Source organism: Nocardia sp. NPDC050717 (assembly GCF_040654275.1).
GTDB lineage: Bacteria > Actinomycetota > Actinomycetes > Mycobacteriales > Mycobacteriaceae > Nocardia.
The window spans coordinates 1-22,147 of the sequence record NZ_JBFAHR010000005.1 but is presented as its reverse complement, the minus strand read 5'-3'; the positions used below and the strand labels follow the sequence as shown (position 1 = coordinate 22,147).

Annotated in this window: 23 protein-coding genes; 4 read left to right on the top strand and 19 right to left on the bottom strand. The window is 70.2% G+C overall.

Annotated elements, in window-relative coordinates:
• Positions 1-238: 238 nt before the first annotated feature.
• The 12 genes from dprA to AB0H56_RS12630 form a co-directional block, all read right to left on the bottom strand.
• Entirely contained in the window at positions 239-1,408 is a 1,170-nt protein-coding gene (gene dprA, locus AB0H56_RS12685) for a DNA-processing protein DprA (RefSeq protein WP_357161344.1), read from the bottom strand.
• A 745-nt stretch (positions 1,409-2,153) separates the two neighbouring features.
• A complete protein-coding gene (locus AB0H56_RS12680; protein WP_357161340.1) occupies positions 2,154-3,662 on the bottom strand; it encodes a YifB family Mg chelatase-like AAA ATPase in 1,509 nt (502 codons plus the stop codon).
• Positions 3,662-4,018: a YraN family protein gene (locus AB0H56_RS12675; protein ID WP_110035873.1), complete on the bottom strand. Its 357-nt coding sequence runs from the start codon at positions 4,016-4,018 to the stop codon at positions 3,662-3,664. Before AB0H56_RS12675 ends, AB0H56_RS12680 begins: the two co-directional genes overlap by 1 nt.
• A gap of 111 nt (positions 4,019-4,129) precedes the next feature.
• Positions 4,130-4,435 (bottom strand): DUF2469 domain-containing protein, encoded by a 306-nt coding sequence (locus tag AB0H56_RS12670; protein WP_011210678.1) that lies wholly within the window; start codon positions 4,433-4,435, stop codon positions 4,130-4,132.
• A gap of 46 nt (positions 4,436-4,481) precedes the next feature.
• Positions 4,482-5,186, bottom strand: coding sequence for a ribonuclease HII (locus tag AB0H56_RS12665; protein WP_357161338.1), 705 nt, complete (start codon positions 5,184-5,186; stop codon positions 4,482-4,484).
• A 20-nt stretch (positions 5,187-5,206) separates the two neighbouring features.
• Positions 5,207-5,950, bottom strand: coding sequence for a signal peptidase I (lepB, locus tag AB0H56_RS12660; RefSeq protein WP_110035875.1), 744 nt, complete (start codon positions 5,948-5,950; stop codon positions 5,207-5,209).
• Positions 5,951-6,056: 106 nt separating this feature from the next.
• Entirely contained in the window at positions 6,057-6,398 is a 342-nt protein-coding gene (rplS, locus tag AB0H56_RS12655; protein ID WP_019048201.1) for a 50S ribosomal protein L19, read from the bottom strand.
• Positions 6,399-6,562: 164 nt separating this feature from the next.
• Complete coding sequence (locus AB0H56_RS12650) at positions 6,563-7,441, bottom strand: hypothetical protein (RefSeq protein WP_357161335.1); 879 nt, start codon at positions 7,439-7,441, stop codon at positions 6,563-6,565.
• Positions 7,442-7,461: 20 nt separating this feature from the next.
• Positions 7,462-9,855 carry a Tex family protein gene (locus AB0H56_RS12645; protein ID WP_357161332.1) on the bottom strand — a complete coding sequence of 798 codons (2,394 nt, stop codon included), beginning with the start codon at positions 9,853-9,855 and terminating at the stop codon, positions 7,462-7,464.
• Positions 9,856-9,902: 47 nt separating this feature from the next.
• The gene (locus AB0H56_RS12640) at positions 9,903-11,072 is read right to left on the bottom strand and encodes a hypothetical protein (protein ID WP_357161329.1); all 1,170 of its coding nucleotides are present in this window, start codon (positions 11,070-11,072) and stop codon (positions 9,903-9,905) included.
• Between the two features lie 108 nt (positions 11,073-11,180).
• Complete coding sequence (locus AB0H56_RS12635) at positions 11,181-12,794, bottom strand: AMP-binding protein (RefSeq protein ID WP_357161326.1); 1,614 nt, start codon at positions 12,792-12,794, stop codon at positions 11,181-11,183.
• A complete protein-coding gene (locus AB0H56_RS12630) occupies positions 12,794-14,419 on the bottom strand; it encodes an AMP-binding protein (RefSeq protein ID WP_357161323.1) in 1,626 nt (541 codons plus the stop codon). The genes AB0H56_RS12635 and AB0H56_RS12630 overlap by 1 nt, the downstream gene beginning before the upstream one ends.
• A 95-nt stretch (positions 14,420-14,514) precedes the next feature.
• Between AB0H56_RS12630 and AB0H56_RS12625 the strand changes: the two genes are divergently transcribed.
• Positions 14,515-15,366, top strand: a complete 852-nt coding sequence (locus AB0H56_RS12625; RefSeq protein WP_357161320.1) for a LuxR C-terminal-related transcriptional regulator — start codon at positions 14,515-14,517, stop codon at positions 15,364-15,366.
• Positions 15,367-15,699: 333 nt separating this feature from the next.
• Complete coding sequence (locus AB0H56_RS12620) at positions 15,700-16,068, top strand: VOC family protein (protein ID WP_232999913.1); 369 nt, start codon at positions 15,700-15,702, stop codon at positions 16,066-16,068.
• A gap of 6 nt (positions 16,069-16,074) precedes the next feature.
• Here the strand turns inward: AB0H56_RS12620 and trmD are convergent, their stop codons facing one another.
• From trmD to AB0H56_RS12585, 7 genes are all read right to left on the bottom strand, one after another.
• On the bottom strand, positions 16,075-16,755 hold the full coding sequence (trmD, locus tag AB0H56_RS12615) for a tRNA (guanosine(37)-N1)-methyltransferase TrmD (RefSeq protein ID WP_110035881.1): 681 nt from the start codon (positions 16,753-16,755) through the stop codon (positions 16,075-16,077).
• A gap of 3 nt (positions 16,756-16,758) precedes the next feature.
• Positions 16,759-17,280 (bottom strand): ribosome maturation factor RimM, encoded by a 522-nt coding sequence (rimM, locus tag AB0H56_RS12610; RefSeq protein WP_357161316.1) that lies wholly within the window; start codon positions 17,278-17,280, stop codon positions 16,759-16,761.
• Positions 17,281-17,523, bottom strand: a complete 243-nt coding sequence (locus tag AB0H56_RS12605; protein ID WP_019048210.1) for an RNA-binding protein — start codon at positions 17,521-17,523, stop codon at positions 17,281-17,283. It lies immediately after the preceding gene.
• Positions 17,523-17,960: a 30S ribosomal protein S16 gene (gene rpsP, locus AB0H56_RS12600; RefSeq protein ID WP_357161312.1), complete on the bottom strand. Its 438-nt coding sequence runs from the start codon at positions 17,958-17,960 to the stop codon at positions 17,523-17,525. The genes AB0H56_RS12605 and rpsP overlap by 1 nt, the downstream gene beginning before the upstream one ends.
• A 195-nt stretch (positions 17,961-18,155) precedes the next feature.
• Positions 18,156-18,734, bottom strand: a complete 579-nt coding sequence (locus tag AB0H56_RS12595) for a Uma2 family endonuclease (protein WP_357161309.1) — start codon at positions 18,732-18,734, stop codon at positions 18,156-18,158.
• A 220-nt stretch (positions 18,735-18,954) separates the two neighbouring features.
• Positions 18,955-20,049, bottom strand: coding sequence for an amidohydrolase family protein (locus tag AB0H56_RS12590; protein ID WP_357161306.1), 1,095 nt, complete (start codon positions 20,047-20,049; stop codon positions 18,955-18,957).
• Positions 20,050-20,259: 210 nt separating this feature from the next.
• Complete coding sequence (locus AB0H56_RS12585) at positions 20,260-21,063, bottom strand: nuclear transport factor 2 family protein (RefSeq protein WP_357161303.1); 804 nt, start codon at positions 21,061-21,063, stop codon at positions 20,260-20,262.
• A gap of 103 nt (positions 21,064-21,166) precedes the next feature.
• Between AB0H56_RS12585 and AB0H56_RS12580 the strand changes: the two genes are divergently transcribed.
• Complete coding sequence (locus AB0H56_RS12580) at positions 21,167-21,958, top strand: 3-oxo-5-alpha-steroid 4-dehydrogenase (RefSeq protein ID WP_357161300.1); 792 nt, start codon at positions 21,167-21,169, stop codon at positions 21,956-21,958.
• Positions 21,959-22,030: 72 nt separating this feature from the next.
• A partial coding sequence (locus tag AB0H56_RS12575; RefSeq protein ID WP_357162020.1) for an NAD(P)-binding protein occupies positions 22,031-22,147 on the top strand: 117 nt, incomplete at its 3' end.

Genomic DNA, 22,147 nt, shown 5'->3' with positions numbered 1-22,147 from the left:
AGCGCCCTGCGGGTGATCGCTGGTTGGGGTCGTCGAGCCTCGCGAGTAGGCAGCCCACGACACCAGCATCTGGTCCGACTACGACCACGACAGCATCGCCGACCCGAAACGCAGGCGGGTCGCTCGAAATCCTCGAAACCCCTTCATCCAGTTGGACGTTCGCATCGAACGCGACAACCGCTCACGCTGCCACACCGGTGGCCGTCCAGCTCACCAGGCGGACAGGCTCAGGTACCTCTCAACGCCCGCCGGTGCGTCGGGATCCGATGCGGAACCAACCGTCGGAGTCGCAGCCGACCAATCCGGCGAGCTCCAGACTGACCAGGACGGCTCGGACGGTGGCCAGATCGTGTCCGGACTGCTGGGCCAGGTCGCCGGGGAGGCGGGCGCCGACGGCGGGGAGGGCCGCGTAGACATCCGCTTCGACACCGCGCAGGTGGGCAGCGGGGTCCGGTGCCTCGTTGTCGGCGGCAGGCAGGCGCAGGGGACCCGCCTCGTCGATGACATCCTCCGCGCGCGTGACGAGCAGCGCCTCACCCTCCCGGATCATCCGGTGGCAGCCCGCCGAGGACGCGGACCCGACAGGGCCCGGCACCGCCATGGCCGGCCTGCCGAGGCGGCGCGCCCACTTCACCGTGTTGCGGGCGCCGCTGCGCAAGCCGGCTTCGACGACGAGGACGCCGTCGCCCAGTGTCGCGATCAGCCGGTTGCGCGCGAGGAAGCGGTGCTTCTGCGCGCTGGTGCCCGGCGGATACTCACTGACGACGAGCCCGGTGTCGGCGATGGCGGTGAGCAGGCGGTCGTGCTGGGCCGGGTACGGCCGATCGACACCGCACGCCAGGACGGCGACCGTCGATCCGCCGACGGCCAGTGCCGCCCGGTGGGCGGCCGCGTCGATGCCGAAGGCGGCACCGGAGACGATCGTCCAGCTGCGGCCCGCCAGGTCGCAGGCGATCTCGCTGGCGACCTGCACGCCGTAGCCGGTGCTGCAGCGCGAACCGACCATCGCCACGGCACGTTCGGAGGCCGCCTGCAACGACAGCGGGCCCCGCGCCCACAGCACCAGCGGCACCGCACCCTCACGATCCCGATCGGTGTCGAGCTGACTCAGCCCGAGCATCCGCCACTGCGGCCACTCCGCGTCATCGGGTGTGATGACCCGCCCACCGAGCCGCGCCATCGTCTCCAGATCCGCCGCCGCCGAATCCAGTGCGCGCCGCGCGGCCGTCGGCCCGCGCAACGCCTCCGGCAGCTCGCACTCGCGGACCGCGCGCGCGGCTTCACACACGCCCACCGACGCGATCAACGCCGACAGCGGCGCGCAGGGCCCCTGCACCACCCGGGACAGGTACACCCACGCCAATCGCCGCTCCTCCGTCCCGCCGTCGAGATCGACCACCCCGGTCACCGGGCGCCTCGTCGACGGACGGCCGAAGCAGCGCGAAGGTCGCTACGTCGGCGACGATGTCTGCCGCGCCGGCAGGCAGGCCCCTGCTCCCGAAAGGACAACGGCGACATGGGCACACATCGCACGTTGCCCGTCGACGACCACGCGGGCAGCCGGACGCACAGCCCTTCGCACTGAGCAACCGCCTCATCCGGACGGCCGTCGGCGACCGGCCGGTGGTCGACGATCTTGCGCAGCCGCGCGCCGCCGGGGCGTTCCTCGCGGACCATGGCGTCAGCGGCATGTTCGCCTTGCTCGACGACATCACATGCCGGCCGCGCCGATGAGGTACCCGCCGCCTTGCCCACCTCGCGGGCCGGGTGTTCCCGTCGAGCCCGGGCTGGATCACCGTAGACGGTGGCCGAGGCCGATTCGGCGCCGTGCCGCGGCAGCCGGCGACAGCCGAGGGCGCAGGCGTCGATCGCACCGATCGAGCACGCGGAATAGCGCGACCGGCGACCGCGATGCGACGACTCCGCGGCAGCGAGAACCCGAATCGATGTGCCGCACCGCCGAAGTCGAGGCATCCCCGCGAGACGGTGAGCACCGTCTAGGCGAAGCACGCCGACGTGGCGGTCGTCGAACCGTCCGCGGACCATCCGCACGACGGCGGTGTGAGTGCCGGGTGCACGCCGGTGAGCCGCTGGTGCGGCCGCGGCCCCCGGATTGATTGCCCTGCGCCGACACACCCTCGCCGACCTGCCGTTCATTGCGCACCCCGCTGACGGAAGTTCAACGCCGACAGCACATCCTGCACACCCGGCACCTCGCCACCCCGCAGATCACAGACGGTCCAGGCGACGCGGATCGCGCGATCGGCCCCACGAGCCGACATCCGGCCGAGCCGCAACGCCGTATCGATCGGCGCGATCGATTCACGGGGCAGCCGGAACCGCTGCCGCAGGATGTGCCCTGGCACTTCGGCATTGGTCGCCCAGCCGTCGGCGCTCCAGCGCTGCGCGGCCCGCGCGCGGGCCTCGGCCACCCGCGCGGCCACCGTGGCGCTGGTCTCCGCCCTGGTGTCGCCGAACGTGGCACCCGCCTGGCCGTGCATCTGCACCCAGATGTCGATGCGGTCGAGCAGGGGCCCGGACAGCTTGCCGAGGTAGCGGCGCCGGGCCAGGGGCGCGCAGATGCAGTCGACATCGCGGGCAGGCGCGCACGGACAGGGGTTGGCGGCCAGGACCAGCTGGAACCGGGCCGGATAGCGCGCGACGCCGTCGCGCCGGGCGATGCGCACTTCGCCCTCCTCGAGCGGAGTACGCAGCGCCTCCAGGACTTTCGTGCCGATCTCGGCGCACTCGTCGAGGAAAAGCACGCCCCGATGAGCCCGGCTCACCGCGCCCGGCCTGGCCATGCCGGAGCCGCCGCCGATCATCGCGGTCACCGAAGTGGAGTGATGCGGGGCGACGAACGGGGCCAGGGTCATCAGCGGCTGCTCGGCCGACAGGGACCCCGCCATCGAATGGATCGCCGTCACCTCGAGCGACTCGGGCTCCGACAGCGGCGGCAGCAGACCGGGAAGCCGTTGCGCCAGCATGGTTTTGCCGATCCCCGGCGGACCGGTGAGCAGCAGGTGATGGCCGCCCGCCGCAGCGACCTCCAGTGCCCAGCGCGCCTCGTCCTGGCCGACCACATCGCTCAGATCACCGCTGGGCGCCGCCGCGCCGGGGACGACCCCGTCCGGCTCCAGCAGGGCGCCCTCGCCACGCAGCCAGGCGACGACGGCACGCAGGCTGGTCGCCCCGAGCACCTCGATGCCCTCGACCAAGCCGGCCTCGGCCACCGCTTCGGCGGGCACCACCACGGTCGGCAATCCCGCGGTGCGCGCCGCGATCACCGCGGGCAGCACGCCGCGCACCCGCCGCACGCGCCCGTCGAGCGCCAGCTCACCGAGCAGCACGGTCTTCGGTAGTCGCTCGCCCGGTACCGCGCCCGAGGCATCGAGCACCGAGACCGCCAGGGCCAGGTCGTACACGGAGCCCACCTTCGGCAGCGTCGCCGGCGACAGGGCCAGGATCACCCGCCCGTCCGGCCACTTCTCGCCCGTGTTCGCGACCGCCGACCTGACCCGGTTACGCGACTCCTGCAGCGCGGTGTCGGGTAGCCCGACCAGATTCACCGAAGGCAGGCCCTGGCCGATATCGGCCTCGATCTCCACCAGCTGACCGTCGACACCGGTCACCGCGACCGACAGCGCTCGTCCGAGCGCCATCAGAACGCGGCGGTCAGGTGGTCGATGACGGGCCGGTGCCCGCGCGGGACCAGCACCGACACCACATCGAACCGGATCCGGCGCCACGGCCCTTCCTGTTCGGCCAGCCACAGCAGCGCCAGACGCCGGATCCGCTGCTGCTTGCTGAAGGTGACCGACTCGGCGGGCACGCCGAAACCGAGCCCCGATCGCGTCTTCACCTCGACGAATGCCGTGATCTGCGGGTCCTGGACGATCAGGTCCAGTTCGCCATAGCGGCATCGCCAATTGCGGGCGACGATCTCCATGCCCGACTCACGCAGATACTGCGCGGCCAGTTTCTCTCCGTATGCGCCGAGCGCCTGCTTGTCTGCCATGGCTGCCAGCGTGCCGCCCGGCGCGGTCGGCCTCGGTCCGCCGACCTGGGCAAACGACAAACCTGTGGACAACCGCCCGCCTGTGGACAACCACGGGCGGGCGGGGCGGCATCACTCGGGCAGCCGCAGGTCCGGCTTCTCCAGCTCCTCGATGTTCACGTCCTTGAACGTGATCACCCGTACGTGCTTGACGAAGCGCGCCGGGCGGTACATGTCCCACACCCACGCATCGCTCATCCGCACTTCGAAGTAGACCTCGCCGTCGGCGTTCTGCGGCCGCAATTCGACAGAATTGGCCAGGTAGAAGCGACGTTCGGTCTCCACCACGTACGAGAACTGGCCGACGATGTCCTTGTACTCGCGGTACAGGGACAGTTCCATCTCGGTTTCGTACTTCTCGAGGTCCTCAGCACTCATCGGGTGGGAAGTCCTCCTTCTAGCAGCGCCGCGTTCATAGCTGACATCATCGCGCATGCGCGGCGCGGGGAGCCACTCGGCTACCGTCCGGCACCTCGAGGTCGCGCACATTCCGCCAAGAACGGCGGTGTTCGGTGCTCGGTCCGAGTTCGCGCAGCGCCGCCGTGTGCTCGGGCGTGTTGTAGCCCTTGTGCGCGGCGAAGCCGTATCCGGGGTGTTGTGCGTCTAGATCGACCATCATCCGGTCCCTGGTCACCTTGGCCAGGATGCTGGCGGCGGCGATACAGGCGGCGGTGCCGTCACCACCGATCACCGGCAACGACGGCGCGGGCAGACCGGGGACCTTGAAACCGTCGGTGAGGATGTAGCCAGGGGTGCGCCCCAGACCCGCCACGGCCCGGCGCATGCCCTCGATATTGGCCACGTGGATGCCGATCGAGTCGATCTCCCAGGCGGGCACCACGACGACGCTCCACGCCAGCGCCAACCGCTGAACGACCGGGAACAGCTCCTCACGGGCCGCCTCGGTGAGTTTCTTGGAGTCGTCGAGCCCGGACAGCTTGTCGTAGGCCTTGGGCGCGAGCAGGCACGCCGCGATCACCAAGGGCCCCGCGCACGGGCCCCGTCCCGCCTCGTCGACACCGGCCACCGGGCCGAGGCCACCGCGGATGAGCGCCGCCTCGAGTGTGCGTAGTCCCCCGGCCCGGCGCATCACCACCCGCGGCGGCCAGTTGGTCCGATCCTGCCCCACAGTTCGATTGTCCCCGTGTCTCAGTTTTCCTGCGCGTTCTGGCTCTTGACCGGACCCATCCGGCCCGGCGGCCAGATCTTGAAGACGGTCTTGCCGCGCACATTGTCCACCGGCACCGTGCCCTGCAGGTCATCGCTGACGTGGGCGCGGGAATCGGCCGACTCGTTGCGGTTGTCGCCCATCACCCACAGGTTGCCCTCGGGCACCTTCACCGGGCCGAATACGCGGCCTGCCGGGTAGACCGCGTTGGGGCGGTCGGTGAACCAGGGGTAGTCCTTCTTGATGTAGGGCTCGTCGAGCGGTTTGCCGTCGACCATGACCCGGCCCTGCGGGTCACAGCACTGCACGGTCTGCCCACCGACGGCGATGACGCGCTTGACGAGGTCGTTCTCGTCGGGCGGCACCAGGCCGAAGTAGGAGAGGAAGTTCTGCACTCCGCGGATGACGGTGTTGTCCGAACGCACGGACTTGTAGTGCCCGTTCCACGACGGCGGGCCGACGAAGACCACGACATCGCCGGGGCCGGGTTCGGACCCGTAGTAACTGATCTTCTCGACGTAGATGCGGTCGCCGATCAGCAGCGTGTTCTCCATCGACTGCGACGGGATCACATAGGGCCTGCCCACGAAAGTCACCATCAGCGCGGCGATCACCGCGGCGATCACGATCAGAATCGGCAACTCCTGCCAGAACGGCCGCTGCTTCTTCGCGCCGCGCGCTCGTTTGCGCCGCCCACCTTCGTCGCCCGAATCGGACACCGACACCGACCCACTTTCGTCTGCCACGCCGAACAGAGTAGCCCGGCGCCCCGACCGAAGTCGGAGCGCCGGGCCACCGGAAAACTGTGTGCTGGAATCAGCTACCGCAAGATCAGCGCTTTTCCTTGATCTTGGCGGCCTTGCCGCGCAGATCGCGCAGGTAGTACAGCTTGGCGCGACGCACGTCACCACGGGTCACGACATCGATGTGGTCGATGTTGGGGCTGTGCACCGGGAAGGTGCGCTCGACACCCACGCCGAAGGACACCTTGCGGACCGTGAAGGTCTCGCCGATGCCGCCGCCCTGACGCCGGATCACGACGCCCTTGAAGACCTGGATGCGCTCCTTCGAGCCTTCGATGACCTTCACGTGCACGTTCAGGGTGTCGCCCGGACGGAAGTCGGGGACATCGCTACGCAGCGACTTCTCGTCGACGAAATCAAGGGTGTTCATTTTCCACCTTTTCGGATTCTTTGCGCGAACAGAGGAACCTGGCGGCACTCGCGCGCTCGACCGGTTCATGCTCAGAACAGGAGTGCTCTCGGACATGACCCGTCCAAGGCAACCGGTTCATTGTGCCAGACCGGGCGGCCGCGGCTGAAATCGGGCGGTCCCCGTCACGAGTCGACGGGCTCGTCGACCCGCCTGCGATGCGGCAGATGCGGATGCGGCGGCGGGGCGGGCGGCGCGGCGACGACCCTGCGCCGCAGCTCGGCCTCGGCCGCCGTCTTGGCGTGCTCGACGTCGGGTTTGCCCGCGATCAGGTCCTGGATGAAGATCTTCGCCCGGATGACCGGGCGCCGGTAGCGACGTTCCCTGGCGAGCGCCCTGGCCATCGTGCGTGGCCGGTCGCCGTAGCGCCAGCGCGCCCACGGGGCGGCCGGCCTGCTCAACCGGACGGCGCCGATCAGCAGCAGCGGGGCGAAGAACATCCCGAACAGGCCGGTCCAGATCTTGCCCTTGGCGATCACGACGGCGGCCAGCACCAGGTTCAGCACCAGCGACGCCAGCAGCGCGATACGGATCCAGATGCCCCGCGATTCCCGGAAGTCGTCGTAGTCGAGGAAGGTGGCCGGTTGCACGCCGAGCAGCAGCAGGCCGGTGACGGCCAGGGCGACGAAGACCGCGTCGACCGAGGTGCGGCCCTGCTCCTCCCAGTAGACGTCACGCAGATAGAAGATGAGCGCGAACTCGTCGAGCACCAGTGCGGCGCCGATGCCGAACAGGGTGGCGAGCACGCTCGAGGTGACCTGGGTGGAGTCCTCGGCGGTCGCGATCAGCCCGATGCCCGACAGCAGCACCGTGATGACACCGAACACCATGTGGTGGATGTGGGTGTCGCCCGCCTTGATGTTGCCCGGCCACCACCGCACATTCGCCCTGATCATCCGGACGCTGACCCGGATGACCAGGAACCCGAGGATGAACCCGAGCAGGAAGCACAGCAGGGGCAGGCGGCCGTGCGCGATCACGTCGTCTTCGAGCCACCGTCGCATGCCGACCGCCTGCCGTCGAGTTACTTGCCGCCGAATCCCGCCCGGCGCAGCGCGTCGGCCATCGATCCGCTCGGCTCGGCCGCCTGCCTGCGCTGGTTGCCGCCACGCCCTTGGGCCTGGCCGCGTCCCTGCGCCTGTCCACGTTCCGAGCCCTGACCACGCCCGCCCTGCGGACGGCCCTGGCCCCGGCCTTGGCCGCGCGGTGCGCCGCCACCACGATTGTCCCCCTGCGCGGGCTTGCCGGGCTCGTCGTCGAGTCGCAAACTCAAACCGATCCGCTGCCGGGCCACGTCGACCTCGAGCACCTTCACCTTCACCACGTCGCCGGACTTGACCACCTCGCGCGGATCCTTGACGAAGGTGTGCGACATGGCCGACACGTGCACGAGACCGTCCTGGTGCACGCCGACGTCGACGAACGCGCCGAAGGCGGCCACATTGGTCACGACGCCCTCGAGCACCATGCCCGGCTCGAGGTCGGCGACCTTCTCCACGCCCGCCGCGAACTCGGCGGTCTTGAACTCCGGACGCGGGTCGCGCCCCGGCTTCTCGAGCTCGGCGATGATGTCGCTGACGGTCGGCACACCGAACTTCTCGTCGGTGAAGTCGGCGGGCCGCAGCGCGCGCAGCGTGCTGGTGTTGCCGATGACCTCGGCCACCGGACGACCGGTGTGCTCGAGGATCCGGCGCACGACGGGGTAAGCCTCCGGGTGCACCGCGGAGGTGTCGAGCGGGTCGTCGCCGCCGCGGATCCGCAGGAAGCCCGCGCACTGCTCGAACGCTTTGGGCCCGAGCCGCGGCACCTCCAGCAGCGCCGTACGACTGCGGAAGGGGCCGTTCTGGTCGCGGTGCGCCACAATGCTTTCCGCCACCGAGCCGGACACACCCGAGACGCGGGACAGCAGCGGCACCGAGGCCGTGTTCACGTCGACGCCGACCGCGTTCACCGCGTCCTCGACGACCGCGCCCAGCGAGCGGGCCAGCAGCGTCTCGGACACGTCGTGCTGGTACTGGCCGACGCCGATCGACTTCGGATCGATCTTCACCAGCTCCGCCAGCGGGTCCTGCAGACGGCGGGCGATGGAGACCGCGCCGCGCAGCGAGACGTCCATGCCGGGCAGCTCGGCCGAGGCGTAGGCCGAGGCCGAGTACACCGACGCGCCCGCCTCGGAGACCACGATCTTGGTCGGCTTGTTCTCGGGGATGCGCGAGATGAGTTCGGCGGCAAGGGCATCGGTCTCGCGAGAAGCCGTGCCGTTGCCGATCGCGATGAGCTCGACGTTGAATCGCGCCACCAGCGCGGCCAGCACGGCGAGCGACTTCTCGGTCTGGCCCTGGGGCTTGTGCGGGTAGATGACCTCGGTCGCGACGGCCTTGCCGGTGGCGTCGACGACGGCGACCTTCACCCCGGTGCGGTAGCCCGGGTCGAGGCCCATGGTGGTGCGGGTGCCCGCCGGGGCGGCCAGCAGCAGGTCGCGCAGGTTGGCGGCGAACACGTCGACCGCGTCCTTCTCCGCCGCCTGCCGCAACCGCATGCGGGTGTCGATGCCCAGGCTCACCTGGAGTTTGGTGCGCCAGGCCCAGCGCACGGTGTCGAGCAGCCAGGAATCGGCGGGGCGGCCCTGGTCGGCGATGCCGAAGGCGACCGCGATGCGGCCCTCGTAAATGGTGCGCGCGCCGGGCTCGGGCTCCTCGGTGTCGGGTTCGAGGTGCAGGGTGAGCACCTCTTCCTTCTCGCCGCGCAGCAGCGCCAGGATGCGATGGGAGGGCAGCTTGTGGAAGGGCTCGCTGAACTCGAAGTAGTCGGCGAACTTGGCGCCCGCCTCCTCCTTGCCCGCGCGCACCGTCGAGGTGACCTGGCCGCGGTTCCACATCAGTTCACGCAGCTCGCCGACGAGATCGGCGTCTTCGGCGAAACGTTCGACCAGGATGGCGCGGGCGCCCTCGAGCTGTTCGGCGGTGTAGCCGGCCGGGTCGGTGGTGGGGTCGCCGATCAGCGCGTCGGCCACCGGCTCGTGCCCGGCCTCCCGCGCGATCTGCGCCTTGGTGCGGCGCTTGGGCTTGTACGGCAGGTAGATGTCCTCGAGCCGGGCCTTGGTCTCGGCGAGCATGATCTGCTGGTGCAGCGCGGGGTCGAGTTTGCCTTGGCCACGGATGGATTCGATGATCGCGCCACGCCGCTCGTCGAGTTCGCGCAGGTAGCCGAGGCGCTCTTCGAGCTGGCGCAGCTGGGCGTCGTCGAGGCCACCGGTGACCTCCTTGCGGTAGCGCGCGATGAACGGCACCGTGGAGCCGCCGTCGAGCAGTTCGACGGCGGCACGGACCTGAGTCTCGCGCACCCCCAGTTCGTCGGCGATCCGCCTGCCCACGCTGGCGAGGATGGTCGTGGTGTCGGTCTCGGGCGCTGTCGTCACGTCCGCAGAGACTACAGCTCTCCCCCGACACCCGGTGGACTCCCAGGTCATCGGATCGTCGTGATCTCGGGGTCGGTGACGGGACGATCGAGCACGGTGTCGGTGTGTCCCCGCAGGAACTTGTCGAACATCGCCGCGACGTGGGCGCGGACCAGTGCCGCCATCCGATCCGGGTCGATCGTCCCGAGGTAGCGCGCGGCCTGCGGCCGGGCGGGGGCCGGCACCAGCGACGGCATGTCGGTGAAGTCGTAGTGCGCCGAATTCGCCACGGCCAGATGCCGTTTCCAGCCGGTCGCCGAGCGCCAGAACGCGTCCAGCGAGGGATAGGCGTCGCCGACCTCCTCGATCTGCGCGCTGGTCAGCACCAGGGTCGGCCGGTCCACGCCCTCGGTCACCGCGCGGCCGAAGGCCTCGTCGACACCGATCTGCCCGTCCATGTCGACCGCGGCGTCGATGCGGCGGTCCTCGTGCATCGCTTCGACCGCGGTGTAGCCGCCCGAGGAATGCCCGACGGCCCCGACCCGATCGAGATCGAGCACACGGCCGAGGTCGGCGGGCAACCGATCCCGTTCGGCGTCCGGATTCGCGCCGTCCGCCATGCGGGCGAGAGTGTCGAGGACGAAGCGGAAGTCGCCCAGTCGCGCGGCGACGTACTTCTCCCGGATGACGGTGTCGAATCCGTTCGGCGCCGCCGCCGGCGGCACGATCCGGCCCCCGGGGAATTCGACCGCCGGGCCCGTCTCGTAGGTGTGGTCGAGGGTCACCACGACGTAGCCCCGGGAGGCCAGGTCCTCGGCGAGACCCGTTCCGAGGACGCGCGACACACCGGCACCGGGCGTGTACAGCACCACCGGATAGCCGTCTCCGGCCCGTGCGGGCGCCCCGCGGTGGGAATGGGTCAGCGCACCGGGGAGTTCGATGCCGAGTGCCTGTTCCAGCCCGGGAACCAGTTCGGTCGAGGCGTAGTGCCCGCGCGGGTAGCGGCCGACCTCGGTCGCCGGGTAGAACACCGAGACCATCAGTTCTCTGGCGCGGTCGGGCGCGAAGGGGTCGGACCTGGCCTCGTCGACCAGATGCAGGGTCGTAGTCCCCACCGGGTGCGCGCCGGTCGGCGCAGGGAGCACGAAGATGCCCGGATCGGCACCCGCGCTGCCCCCGGTCGCCGTGACGACCAACGCGCCGACCACCGCCGCCACCCTGCCCGCGCTACGGATCACCCGCTCCCCCAAGACCTTCGGTTCGCCGGGTGCGCCCCGGCGATTCGCCGGAAACGCTATCAGGACTCGAAGATCACGGCGGAGCGAAGCAGGCCGGTTTCCCGGTGATCAGCCCAGGATCTCCCTGGCGAGTTCGCGCATCTCGGCTTTGCGGACCTTTCCGGTGACCGTCATCGGGAACTCGTCGACGACGTGGACGTAGCGGGGAATCTTGTAGTGGGCCAGGCGGCCGGTGCAGAAATCGCGGATCGCGGTGGCGTCGAGCGGGGTGGCGCCCTCGCGCAGGCGCAGCCAGACCATCAGTTCCTCACCGTATTTCGGGTCGGGCACACCGATCACCTGGGCATCGACGACGTCGGGGTGGGTGTAGAGGAATTCCTCGATCTCGCGCGGGTAGATGTTCTCGCCGCCGCGGATCACCATGTCCTTGATCCGGCCGGTGACCGAGACATAGCCGTCGTCGTCCATCACGCCGATGTCGCCGGTGTGCATCCAGCGTGCCGCGTCGATCGCCTCGGCGGTCTTGTCGGGCTGGTCCCAGTAGCCGAGCATCACCGAATAGCCGCGGGTACACAGCTCTCCCGCCTCGCCACGCGGCAGCGTGCGGCCGGTGCCGGGGTCGACCACCTTGACCTCGAGGTGCGGCCCGACCCGGCCGACGGTGGCGGTGCGCCGGTCGATGCTGTCGTCGCGGCGGGTCTGGGTGGACACCGGCGAGGTCTCGGTCATGCCGTAGCAGATGGAGACCTCGGCCATGCCCATCCGATCGATCACCCGCTTCATCACCTCGACCGGACAGGGCGAGCCCGCCATGATGCCGGTGCGCAGGCTCGACAGGTCGGGGGTCGCCCCGCCGTCGAGTTCGGCGAGCATCGCGATGAACATCGTCGGCACGCCGTAGAGCGAGGTGCAGCGCTCGGCGGCGACGGCGGCCAGGGTGGCGGCCGGGTCGAAGGACGGGGCCGGGATCACGATGGCCGCGCCGTGCGAGGTCGCCGCGAGATTGCCCATGACCATACCGAAGCAGTGGTAGTACGGCACCGGCACGCAGATCCGGTCGGCCTCGGTGTATCCGCACAGTTCCCCGACGAAGAAGCCGTTGTTGAGGATGTTGTGGTGGCTCAGGGTCGCACCCTTCGGGAAACCGGTTGTCCCCGAGGTGTACTGGATGTTGATCGGGTCGTCGGCGGACAAGGTCGCCGCGATCGCGGCCAGCCGGTCGGTGTCGGGGGCGGTGTCGGCCACCGCCCGCCACTCGTCGGTCCCCAGGATCAGCACCTGTTCCAGGGCCGCGCAGTTCGGGCGCACCTGCTCGATCATGTCCACATAGTTCGAGGTCTTGAACTCGGGCGCGGCGACCAGCATGCGCGCGCCGGACTGCCCGAGGACGTACTCGAGTTCGCTGGTCCGATAGGCCGGATTGATGTTGACCAGGATCGCGCCGAGCTTGGCCGTCGCGTACTGCACCAGGAACCACTCCGCGCAGTTCGGCGCCCAGATCCCCACCCGGTCACCCGCGACGATGCCGCGCGCGGCCAGCCCGGTCGCGACGGCGTCGACCGCCGTGCCCAGCTCACGGTAGGTCCAGCGGCGGCCGGTGGGACGGTCCACCAGCGCGTCGTTGCCGGGGAAGGCCGCGACCGTGCGATCGAGATTCGCGCCGATGGTGTCGCCGAGCAGCGCGACATCGGCGAGGCCATGGGTGTAGCTCAATTCGGACATCAGCGGTTCTCCTTGCCGCGCAGCAGGAATCGCTGCACTTTTCCACTGGGAGTCTTGGGCAGACTCGCCACGAAATGCACGGTTCGCGGGTAGGCGTGCGCCGCGAACTTGTCTTTCACCAGCTGTTGCAGCTCAGCGGCCAGCTCGGGGCTGCCGTCGCCGCCGTCGCGGGTCACCACGAAGGCTTCGAGCACCTCGCCGCGCAGCTCGTCGGGCATGCCGACCACGGCGGCCTCCACGACCTCGTCGTGCAGCACGAGCACGCTCTCGACCTCGAAGGGGCCGATCCGGTAGCCGGCCATGATGATCACGTCGTCGTCGCGGGAACTGAAGCGGAAGAAGCCGTCGGCGTCGCGGGAACCCACGTCGCCGGTCAGATACCAGCGGCCGTCGGCGGTGAAGCGGTCGGCCGTGCGCTCGGGGGCGTCGAGGTAGCCGAGGAACCACAGCAGCGGACTGTGGTGGGTGTCGATCGCGACGCGGCCGATTTCGCCCGGCGCCGCCTCCACGTCGGCGTCGTCGGACAGCACCGCGCAGCGCCAGCCGGGCAGCTCGGCGCCCATCGACCCGAGCGGGGCGGGCCGGTCCAGCTCCGGATGCCAGGCGTGGCAGATGACCATGCCGTGTTCGGTCTGGCCGTAGTGGTCGCGCACGGCGACGCCGAGCGACTGCTCCGACCACGCCACCACATCGGGGGTGAGCGGTTCGCCCGCCGAGGACGCCCGCCGCAGCGTGATCCCCTCGGGCGTGGCACCCGCGCGCAGCGCACGGTACACCGTCGGTGCCGCCGCGAAGTTGGTGACGCCGAAGCGGCGCAGCACCTCCACGGTGAGCGGCGCGGAGAACCCGGCGTGCAGCAGCAGACTGCGCACGCCCGAGGCCAGCGGCGCCAGGATCGCGTAGTAGAGGCCGTAGGCCCAGCCCGGGTCGGCGGCGTTCCAGTAGACGTCCTCCGGCCGCACGTCCAGGGCGAATTCCTGGTAGGCGTGGAACGAGGCGAGCGCGCGCACCGGGATCGGCACGCCCTTCGGTGTGCCGGTGGTGCCACTGGTGAACAGCTGGATGAGCAGGCCGTCACCGCCGACCGCCACCGGCTCCGCGCGCGGGTCGTCGGGCTCGTGCGCAGCGAGCAGATCCGCGAACGAGAGCGTGCCCGGCACCGTGTCGCCGCCGACGACTATGGTCCGGCGGTGCGGGTCGGCCGGGATGTCCTCGCTCGCCAGTTTCGGGGCCTGGTCGGCGTCGGCGATCACGACCGCGGCCCGGCTCGCGGCGAGCCGGAAGCCGACGGCGGGCGGGGCGAAGGCGGTGAACAGCGGCACGTGCACCGCGCCGCGTCGCCAGATCCCCAGCAGCGCCACCACCAGATCGGCGGACTTGGCCATCAGGGTGGCCACCCGGTCACCGGGGCCGACGCCGAGCTCGGCGAGGGCGGCCGCGAATCGCGCCGACCGCTCGCGCAGTTCGCCGTAGGTCAGGTCGTGCGCGCTCAGGTCCGACTCGACGACGGTGAAGGCGATCCGCTCGGCCGGATGCCGATCACACAGCAGGTGGGCCGCGCAGGCCTCCGGTGCGTCGTAGCGGGTGAGCAGGTCGCGTACGCGCGCGTCCAGGTCGGTAGTCATCGTCGTTCTCCTCCAACACCCTGGGCCGGGCCGCCAGGTCTCCCTTAGAATGTGGCACACCTCACGTTCGCTACTACCCCCGAAAAGGGGTGACCATGTCGGCCACTTCCCTGCTGCGTCCGCGCGACGGTGATGCGCTGCGCGCCGAGATCCGCTGGGTGGCGCGCCGGGCGAATGTCCCGGTGGTCTTCGGCGGGCCCGTCGACGAGGACGCACTCCTGCTCACGGAGTTCGTCGGCACCGTCACCACCGGGCTGCGCGGGCTCACGGTGCTGCGCACGTCCGGGCTGGGTGGCCAGGTCATGGAGCATCACCGGCCCGCGGCGGTGGCCGACTATCGCGGCGCCTCCTCGATCACCCACCACTACGACGGGCCGGTCGTCGGCGAGGGCCTGCGCTCGGTGGTCGCGGTGCCGGTCGTGGTGGCCGACCGACCGAGAGCCGTGCTCTACGCGGCGACCCGCGGCACGAGCACGCTCGGCGATCGGACGACCGAGGTGGTCGTGCAGGCGGGCAGGCGGCTCGCGACCGAGATCGCGATCCGCGACGAGGTGGATCGGCGGGTGCGGCTGCTCGCGCTCACCGCCCCGGCGCCGTCGGCCGCCCCGGAGGTCACCGAGGAGCTCCGCGGGATCCACGCCGAGCTGCGAACCCTGGCCGCCGACGCGGGCGACGCGGCGCTGCGCGACCGGCTCACCGGTCTCTGCGACCGGCTCACCGGCGTGCTCGTCGGCGAGTCCACCGAGGCGGTGCCGCGGCTGTCGCGGCGCGAACTCGACGTGCTCGCCCAGATCGCGCTCGGCTGTACGAATCAGGAAGCGGCGCTGCGGCTCTCACTCGGGGCCGAGACGGTCAAGAGCTATCTGCGGCAGGCGATGAGCAAGCTCGATGCGCGCACCAGGCACGAGGCGGTCGTGCTCGCCCGGCGGCATCGACTGCTGCCCTGATGTGGGATTTGTCACGCGCCGACCGAGCGCTCCGGTGCCGGGTGCGCGCGGATCGACCGTCGCCTCGATGTCCGGTATGCCCGGGTCGCCCGGCGGCATCCTCACCGCGACCGTCTAGCGTCGCCTCGAATTCGCAAGGGACACAAGGCCTGAACTGCGCGCATCGATGACGCGATGGCCGACCGGCGGTGCACAGCGATCGCCGGACCCGTTCCGGATGGAACGAGCAATCCCCAGCGTGGACTTCCACGTAGCGAACAACCCAGGTGAATACCCAATTGCCTTTGCGACAAAACAATCTCGATGCCCGTCCGGACCGGTACCGTCGGTCCGATGACGGAGCCTTTCCACCTGGCCGGTGTCTCGCTCGACTGTGACGACCCCGAGACCCTCGCCCGCTTCTATCTGGGGTTGCTCGGCGGCCGCGTGTTGTGGAACGACGCGCACAGCGTGGGAATCCGCATTCCGTCCGGGCTGACCCTGGCCGCGCAACGCGTCGAGAACTACTACCCGCCGCAATGGCCGGGGAGCGCCGCCGTGCAGCTGGAGCTCGCCGCCGACGCCGATCTGGCCCTGTGTGAACAGCACGCCCTCGCGATCGGCGCGAAACCCGCTCCGGTGCAACAGGATCCGCGCTGGCGAGTGCTGCTCGACCCGGCCGGTCATCCGTTCTGCATCACCACCAGGTCCGTCACGACCTGACGGCCGCTACTCCGGCAGCAGATCGGGGCGGCGCGCGCGGGTGCGTTCCAGCGCCTGTTCGTGCCGCCAGGCGGCCACCTTGGCGTGGTCGCCGGAGAGCAGGACCGGCGGCACGTCCAGACCGCGCCAAGACACCGGGCGGGTGTAGCTCGGGCCCTCGAGCAGGCCGTCGGAGAACGAATCCTCCTGGTGGGATTGCTGATTGCCGAGGACGCCGGGGATCAGGCGCACCACGGCCTCGGTCATCACCAGTACCGCGGCCTCGCCGCCGATGAGCACGTAGTCGCCGATGCTCACCTCTTCCACCCGGACGCGGCGGGCGGCGTCGTCGAAGACGCGCTGGTCGATGCCCTCGTAGCGGCCGCACGCGAAGACCAGATGCCGCTCGGTGGACCAGCGCTGGGCGGTGGCCTGGGTGAATGGCACCCCCGCCGGCGTGGGGACGACGAGCAGGGCGTCGTCGGGGCACACCTCGTCGAGCGCGTCGCCCCAGACGGTCGGCTTCATGACCATGCCGGGACCGCCGCCGTAGGGCGAATCGTCGACGGACTTGTGCACGTCGTGGGTCCAGCGACGCAGATCGTGCACACCGATCGAGATCAGGCCCTTGTCGACGGCCTTGCCGAGCAGCGCGGTGCGCAGCGGCTCCAGGTACTCCGGAAAGATCGTGACGACGTCGAGTTGCACGAATTACTCCGGATCGAGCAGGCCCTCGGGCGGATCGATGACCACCAGTCCGTCGGCGATCGACACGGTCGGCACGATGGCGGTGACAAAGGGAATGAGGATCTCGCGGCCGTCGTCGGCGGCGCGCACCGACAGCAGTTCGCCCGCGGCCGAATGCAGCACCTCGGTGACCTCGCCGACCACGGCGCCGTCGGTGAGCCGGACCTCGAGGCCCTCGAGCTCATGGTCGTAATAGGAGTCGTCGTCCGAGGGCGGCAGCGATTCGCTGTCGACGACGAACAGCATCCCGCGCAGTGCGTCGGCGGCGGTGCGGTCGTCGACGCCATCGACGAACACCAGAAGCCGGCCCGAGTGCTCTCGGGCCGACTTCACGGTGTAGTCGCGGGTCGCCTTCGCTTTCGGCATCCTGCCGTGCAGGGTGGCGCCCGGCGCGAACCGGAGCTCCGGCTCGTCGGTGCGCACTTCGACGACGAGTTCGCCGCGCACGCCGTGCGACTTGGCGACCCGACCTACGACGAGTTCCATCTAGGCGTCGGTGTCGACCACGTCGACCCGGATACCGCGGCCGCCGATACCGGCGACCAGGGTGCGCAGCGCGGTCGCGGTGCGACCACCGCGTCCGATCACCTTGCCCAGGTCCTCAGGGTGGACGTGCACCTCGACCGTGCGTCCGCGGCGGCCGGTGATCAGCTCGACGCGGACGTCATCGGGGTTGGCGACGATGCCGCGAACCAGATGTTCGACGGCATCGGCAACAACGGCAGTCATTACTCGGCAGCCTCGGCGGCGGGAGCCTCAGCGGCGGCCTCGTCCTTCTTGGCGGCCTTCTTCTTGGGGGTGACGGCCTCGGCGACGGGCTCGTTGTCGGCGGCGGCCAGCGCGGCGTTGAACAGGTCCAGCTTGGACGGCTTGGCGGCCTTCACCTTGAGGGTGCCCTCGGTGCCCGGCAGGCCCTTGAACTTCTGCCAGTCGCCGGTGATCTCCAGCAGGCGCTGCACCGACTCGGTCGGCTGCGCGCCGACGGACAGCCAGTACGCGACGCGATCGGCATCGATCTCGATCAGCGAAGGCTCTTCCTTCGGGTGGTACTTGCCGATGGACTCGATGGCCCGGCCGTCACGACGGGTGCGGGCGTCCGCGACGACGACGCGGTACTGCGGGTTGCGGATCTTGCCCAGGCGGGTGAGCTTGATGCGAACAGCCATGCTGATCTGCCTCTTTCGATAGGAGTGGTCACCACGCGATTCGGCGACCCGCATGGTCTGCGGGTCCGGTTTCGCGCATGGAGTGCGTGACCGCCGCGCGGTACGGAACCGGAGACGGGCTGACACTGTCCAGGAAGGACGGTTGACCATTGTGCCAGACCGGCCCCACCCACCCGAAATCGCCTCCGCGCTACCTCACCGCAACCGCGCGGTGTCGATCACCACGGGGACCGGGCCCGGCGCCTTGACCGATTCGCCGTCGGCGGCGAAGACCTCCTGGCGGTACCCGGTCTCGCCCAGGCTGTAACCCCAGAATCGCGCGGGCCGGCCGTCGGGGAGTTCGAGGATCCAGAGATACGGCACGCGGGCCGAGGCGTACGCGGCGATCTTGGTGTCTCGCTCTGCGCGGGTATTGCCAGGAGACCAGATCTCCACGGCGAGAACGAGGTCCTCGGCCGCGAAGTTGACACGGTCGGGCGGAACACTGACCACCGAGACATCAGGGATCACCCCGATACGGAGCGACGTGCTGATACGAACACCTACCGCGGGCAGCGCGGTGAGATCCGCGCGGCCGCTCGCGCGAACAGCTCCGCGCAGCGCGACGAACAACTCACCGGCGGCGTACTGGTGCGGACCACCCGGCGGCGGCGTCATGTGCAGGTACCCCCAGATGAGTTCGAGTCGCGATCCATCCACCGGCTGCTCTTCGGCGAGCCAGTCTTGCACGGTCGTCGGGCCCAGCGGGTGGATCATCGAAACCTCGGCACTCATGGTCATTTCGTCCGACCTCCCCGTGCACCAGTGATGGCCACTCGAACTGCGACACGTTCCCCACGGCATCGGCTCCTGCGACGCGGGCATTGTCAAGTGTAGCGAGTCCGCCCAGCGAACAGCCGCGACGCGGCACCGATTTGCGCCGGGTTCGGGCTGGTCGGACAGGCTCGACAGCATCGACCGGACCTGCGCGGAGAGCCCGGGCGGCCGCGTGGGGTCAGCGGTGGCCGGTGACGGGGTTCGGGGTTTTGACGACGAGGCCGCGTAGGACGACCCATTGCGGGTCGGTGAGGGCGGCGGGGTGGTCGCGGGGGTCTTCGGCGTAGACGACGAAGTCGGCGGGGGCGCCTTCGGTGACGGACTCGCGGCCCAGCCAGGTGCGGGCGTTCCAGGAGGCGGCGCCGAGGGCGTCGTGGGGCGAGAGGCCCGCGCCGGACAGGGCGGCGATCTCGTCGGCGATGCGGCCGTGGCGGATGGAGCCGCCCGCGTCGGTGCCCGCGTAGATCGGGACGCCGGCCTCGTGGGCGCGGCCGACGGTGTCGCGGACGCGGCGGTGCAGGTCGCGCATGTGGGCGGCGTAGACCGGGAACTTGGTGGCGCTCTCGGCGATGCCGGGGAAGGTGTCGATGTTGATCAGGGTCGGGACCAGGGCGGTGCCGTGGGCGACCATGAGTTCGATGGTGTCGTCGGTGAGGCCGGTGCCGTGCTCGAGGCAGTCGATGCCCGCGTTGATCAAGCCGGGCAGGGCGTCCTCGCCGAAGACGTGCGCGGTGACGCGGGCGCCGTTGGCGTGGGCGGCGTCGATCGCCTGTTTCAGGATGTCGTCGCTCCACAGCGGGCGCAGGTCGCCGACCGAGCGGTCGATCCAGTCGCCCACGATCTTGACCCAGCCGTCGCCGAAGCGCGCCTGCTCGGCGACGATCTCGGGCAGGTCGCGCTCGTCGTCGAGTTCGATGCCGAGTTCGCGGATGTAGCGCTTCGGGCGGGCGATGTGGCGGCCGGCGCGGATGATGCGCGGGAGTTCGGCGTGCTCGTCGATGAACCGGGTGTCGATCGGCGAACCCGCGTCGCGCAGCAGCAGCGCGCCCGCGTCGCGTTCGGTCTCGGCCTGCTCGACGGCACCGTCGTGGGTCTCGTCCCCGCCGCCGTAGCGGATGCCGACGTGGCAGTGCGCGTCGACCAGACCAGGGACGATCCACCCTGCGCGGCACAGGGTTTCGGCCCCCGGCACCGGCTCGAAGGTCACGGCGCCGTCGACGACCCAGAGGTCACGTTCGATGTCCCCGGGAAGAACCACACCACGCAGATGCACACGAACCTCCAGACGTCGGCCTGAATCCGAACCTACCGCGCGGGTTCGGCACACGCACCCGATCCGCGCCCCGCAGTCGGCCCGGCTTTCGCCGGAACTCCGCGCCGCCGCGGCCCACCCGGCGCTGGTCGGGGTGCGAACCATCGCCGGCAGCCGCGCTGCCGGGCGACGAAGTGCCGCCCCCGGCGGTCGCGGTGGCGGCGAGCGCGGTCAGCTGTCGAGAAAAACGCGCACCGCTGTGACACTCGGGCGATCGGCCGCGAAGTCGACGAACGCGATTCCGCGCGCGTCGCCGAGCCGCACGCTGGCGCTCACCGTGCGCCCGGCGGCGATCAGCTTGTCCCACTCCATCCCCCGCGCCCGGTCGGCGAATGCCGCGACCCCGATCGGGTTCCCGGCGGGGAGTTCGATCACGGTGCGCTCGTCGAGCAGCGCCCGCACCCCGTCGACGTCACCGGCCGCGGCCGCCGTGAACAGCGCGCGGACGGCCCTCTTGCCCCGGCCACCGATGCCCCGCAGCGCGCGCATCATGCCCATCGCGCCGCCGACGCCGAGCTCACCGATCAGCTGTGAGCCGAGCTTCGCGCCCGCGAGTACGCCCGAGGGGCCGGTGCGCAGCAGCCGTCCGATCATCACGCCGAGTTCCCAGTGCGCGGCGAGCCGGGCGATCCGCCAGCCGCCGTCGGTCGCGACCAGGTCGTAGCGCAGGTGCATGGGCACCGAGACCGTGGCGCCTGTCGACATGGTCGTCTCGATGTGCAGATCGCGCACGACCGTGTGCCCGGCGACGATGTCGCGCTCGACCCGGAAAGCGATCGTGTTCGGCGCGATGAACACGTTATAGAAACGCGAGATGGCCTCGGGCCCGATGTGCTCACGGGAGCCGTAGGGATCGTGCACCGCGGCCCGGTCGGCGAACAGGCCGACCCAGGCGGCCTTGTCGTGCGCTGCCACGGCACGCGGGGATGCCAGCACCGCCGCCAGCAGGTCTTCAGCGGTCCGGTCGACCGGCATGTTCGTCCTCCATTGTCACGCTCCCCCTGCGCCATCCATGATAGAACGTGTTCTAGTTTTGCGTCGCCGATCGTGGCAGGCGCCTGTTGGACAGAGGATCTCGATGGACTGGTACACCGGGAACACGACCTACGACACGGTGCTGGCCATCGCCTTCGCCTTCGCCGCGTTCGTCATCGTGGGCGGGTTGTTCGCACAGAGCCCGTACGGCCGCTTCGCCTCGAACGCGGTGGGCTTCAATCTCGATCCCAAGCTGGGCTGGTGGCTGATGGAGCTGCCCGCGACCGTCGTGTTCGCGGTGTTCTACCTGAGCGGCCCCGACCGCTTCGAGCCCGTTCCGCTGGTGCTGGCCGCGATCTGGGTGCTGCACTACGGCAATCGCGGCTGGTTCTTCCCGCTCTCGATCCGGCAGATTCCCGGCAAGAAGAGCACCTTCAACGTCTCGGTCGTCGGGGCGGGCGTGTTCGTGACGGCGCTGCACGGCTACCTCAACGGCGCCTTCTTCAGCAACGACTACAAGAATCAGTACAGCACCGCGTGGCTCACCGACCCGCGCTTCCTGATCGGGCTGGTGGTGTATCTGGGCGGGTTCGCGCTGCTGGTGCGGTCGGAATCCATCGTGCGGAATCTGCGCGACAAGAACGATCCCGGCGCCGCCGAGTACCGCGTCCCGCACGGCGGCGGCTTCCGCTTCGTCAGCAGCCCGGCCTATCTCGGCGAGCTGATCGCGTGGGCGGGGTTCGCGCTGCTCACCTGGTCGCTGGCCGGGGTGGCGATCTTCCTGATCACCGCGGGGAACCTGGTGCCCCGCGCCTTCGCGACACATCGCTGGTACCGCGAGAAGTTCGCCGACTACCCGGCGAACCGAAAGGCGTTGATCCCCGGCGTGATCTGACAAAGCCGGCCCCGCACGACCCGACCTCGAGGAGGGTCCGCCGCGTCAGCGGCGGTCGCGGCCGTCCCGTCGATCAGGCGCCGTTGCGTCACGACGAAGTCGAAGCAACGGGTCGGCTCCGGCTTCTTCGGCCTGACCGTCGCCGAGCGTGCCGCGAACCTGCTGGGTAAGCGGGTGCTGGTGCTCGAC

What these genes read in the sequence shown, in the direction of transcription:
- AB0H56_RS12625 (WP_357161320.1), top strand. Translation starts at nt 14,515, where the DNA reads ATGTCGGCCACTTCCCTGCTGCGTCCGCGCGACGGTGATGCGCTGCGC.
- AB0H56_RS12635 (WP_357161326.1), bottom strand. Translation starts at nt 12,794, where the DNA reads ATGTCCGAATTGAGCTACACCCATGGCCTCGCCGATGTCGCGCTGCTC.
- AB0H56_RS12605 (WP_019048210.1), bottom strand. Translation starts at nt 17,523, where the DNA reads ATGACTGCCGTTGTTGCCGATGCCGTCGAACATCTGGTTCGCGGCATC.
- rplS (WP_019048201.1), bottom strand. Translation starts at nt 6,398, where the DNA reads ATGAACACCCTTGATTTCGTCGACGAGAAGTCGCTGCGTAGCGATGTC.
- AB0H56_RS12620 (WP_232999913.1), top strand. Translation starts at nt 15,700, where the DNA reads ATGACGGAGCCTTTCCACCTGGCCGGTGTCTCGCTCGACTGTGACGAC.
- AB0H56_RS12580 (WP_357161300.1), top strand. Translation starts at nt 21,167, where the DNA reads ATGGACTGGTACACCGGGAACACGACCTACGACACGGTGCTGGCCATC.
- AB0H56_RS12670 (WP_011210678.1), bottom strand. Translation starts at nt 4,435, where the DNA reads ATGAGTGCTGAGGACCTCGAGAAGTACGAAACCGAGATGGAACTGTCC.
- AB0H56_RS12595 (WP_357161309.1), bottom strand. Translation starts at nt 18,734, where the DNA reads ATGAGTGCCGAGGTTTCGATGATCCACCCGCTGGGCCCGACGACCGTG.
- rimM (WP_357161316.1), bottom strand. Translation starts at nt 17,280, where the DNA reads ATGGAACTCGTCGTAGGTCGGGTCGCCAAGTCGCACGGCGTGCGCGGC.
- AB0H56_RS12585 (WP_357161303.1), bottom strand. Translation starts at nt 21,063, where the DNA reads ATGCCGGTCGACCGGACCGCTGAAGACCTGCTGGCGGCGGTGCTGGCA.
- rpsP (WP_357161312.1), bottom strand. Translation starts at nt 17,960, where the DNA reads ATGGCTGTTCGCATCAAGCTCACCCGCCTGGGCAAGATCCGCAACCCG.
- AB0H56_RS12675 (WP_110035873.1), bottom strand. Translation starts at nt 4,018, where the DNA reads ATGGCAGACAAGCAGGCGCTCGGCGCATACGGAGAGAAACTGGCCGCG.
- AB0H56_RS12650 (WP_357161335.1), bottom strand. Translation starts at nt 7,441, where the DNA reads ATGCGACGGTGGCTCGAAGACGACGTGATCGCGCACGGCCGCCTGCCC.
- AB0H56_RS12680 (WP_357161340.1), bottom strand. Translation starts at nt 3,662, where the DNA reads ATGGCGCTCGGACGAGCGCTGTCGGTCGCGGTGACCGGTGTCGACGGT.
- AB0H56_RS12630 (WP_357161323.1), bottom strand. Translation starts at nt 14,419, where the DNA reads ATGACTACCGACCTGGACGCGCGCGTACGCGACCTGCTCACCCGCTAC.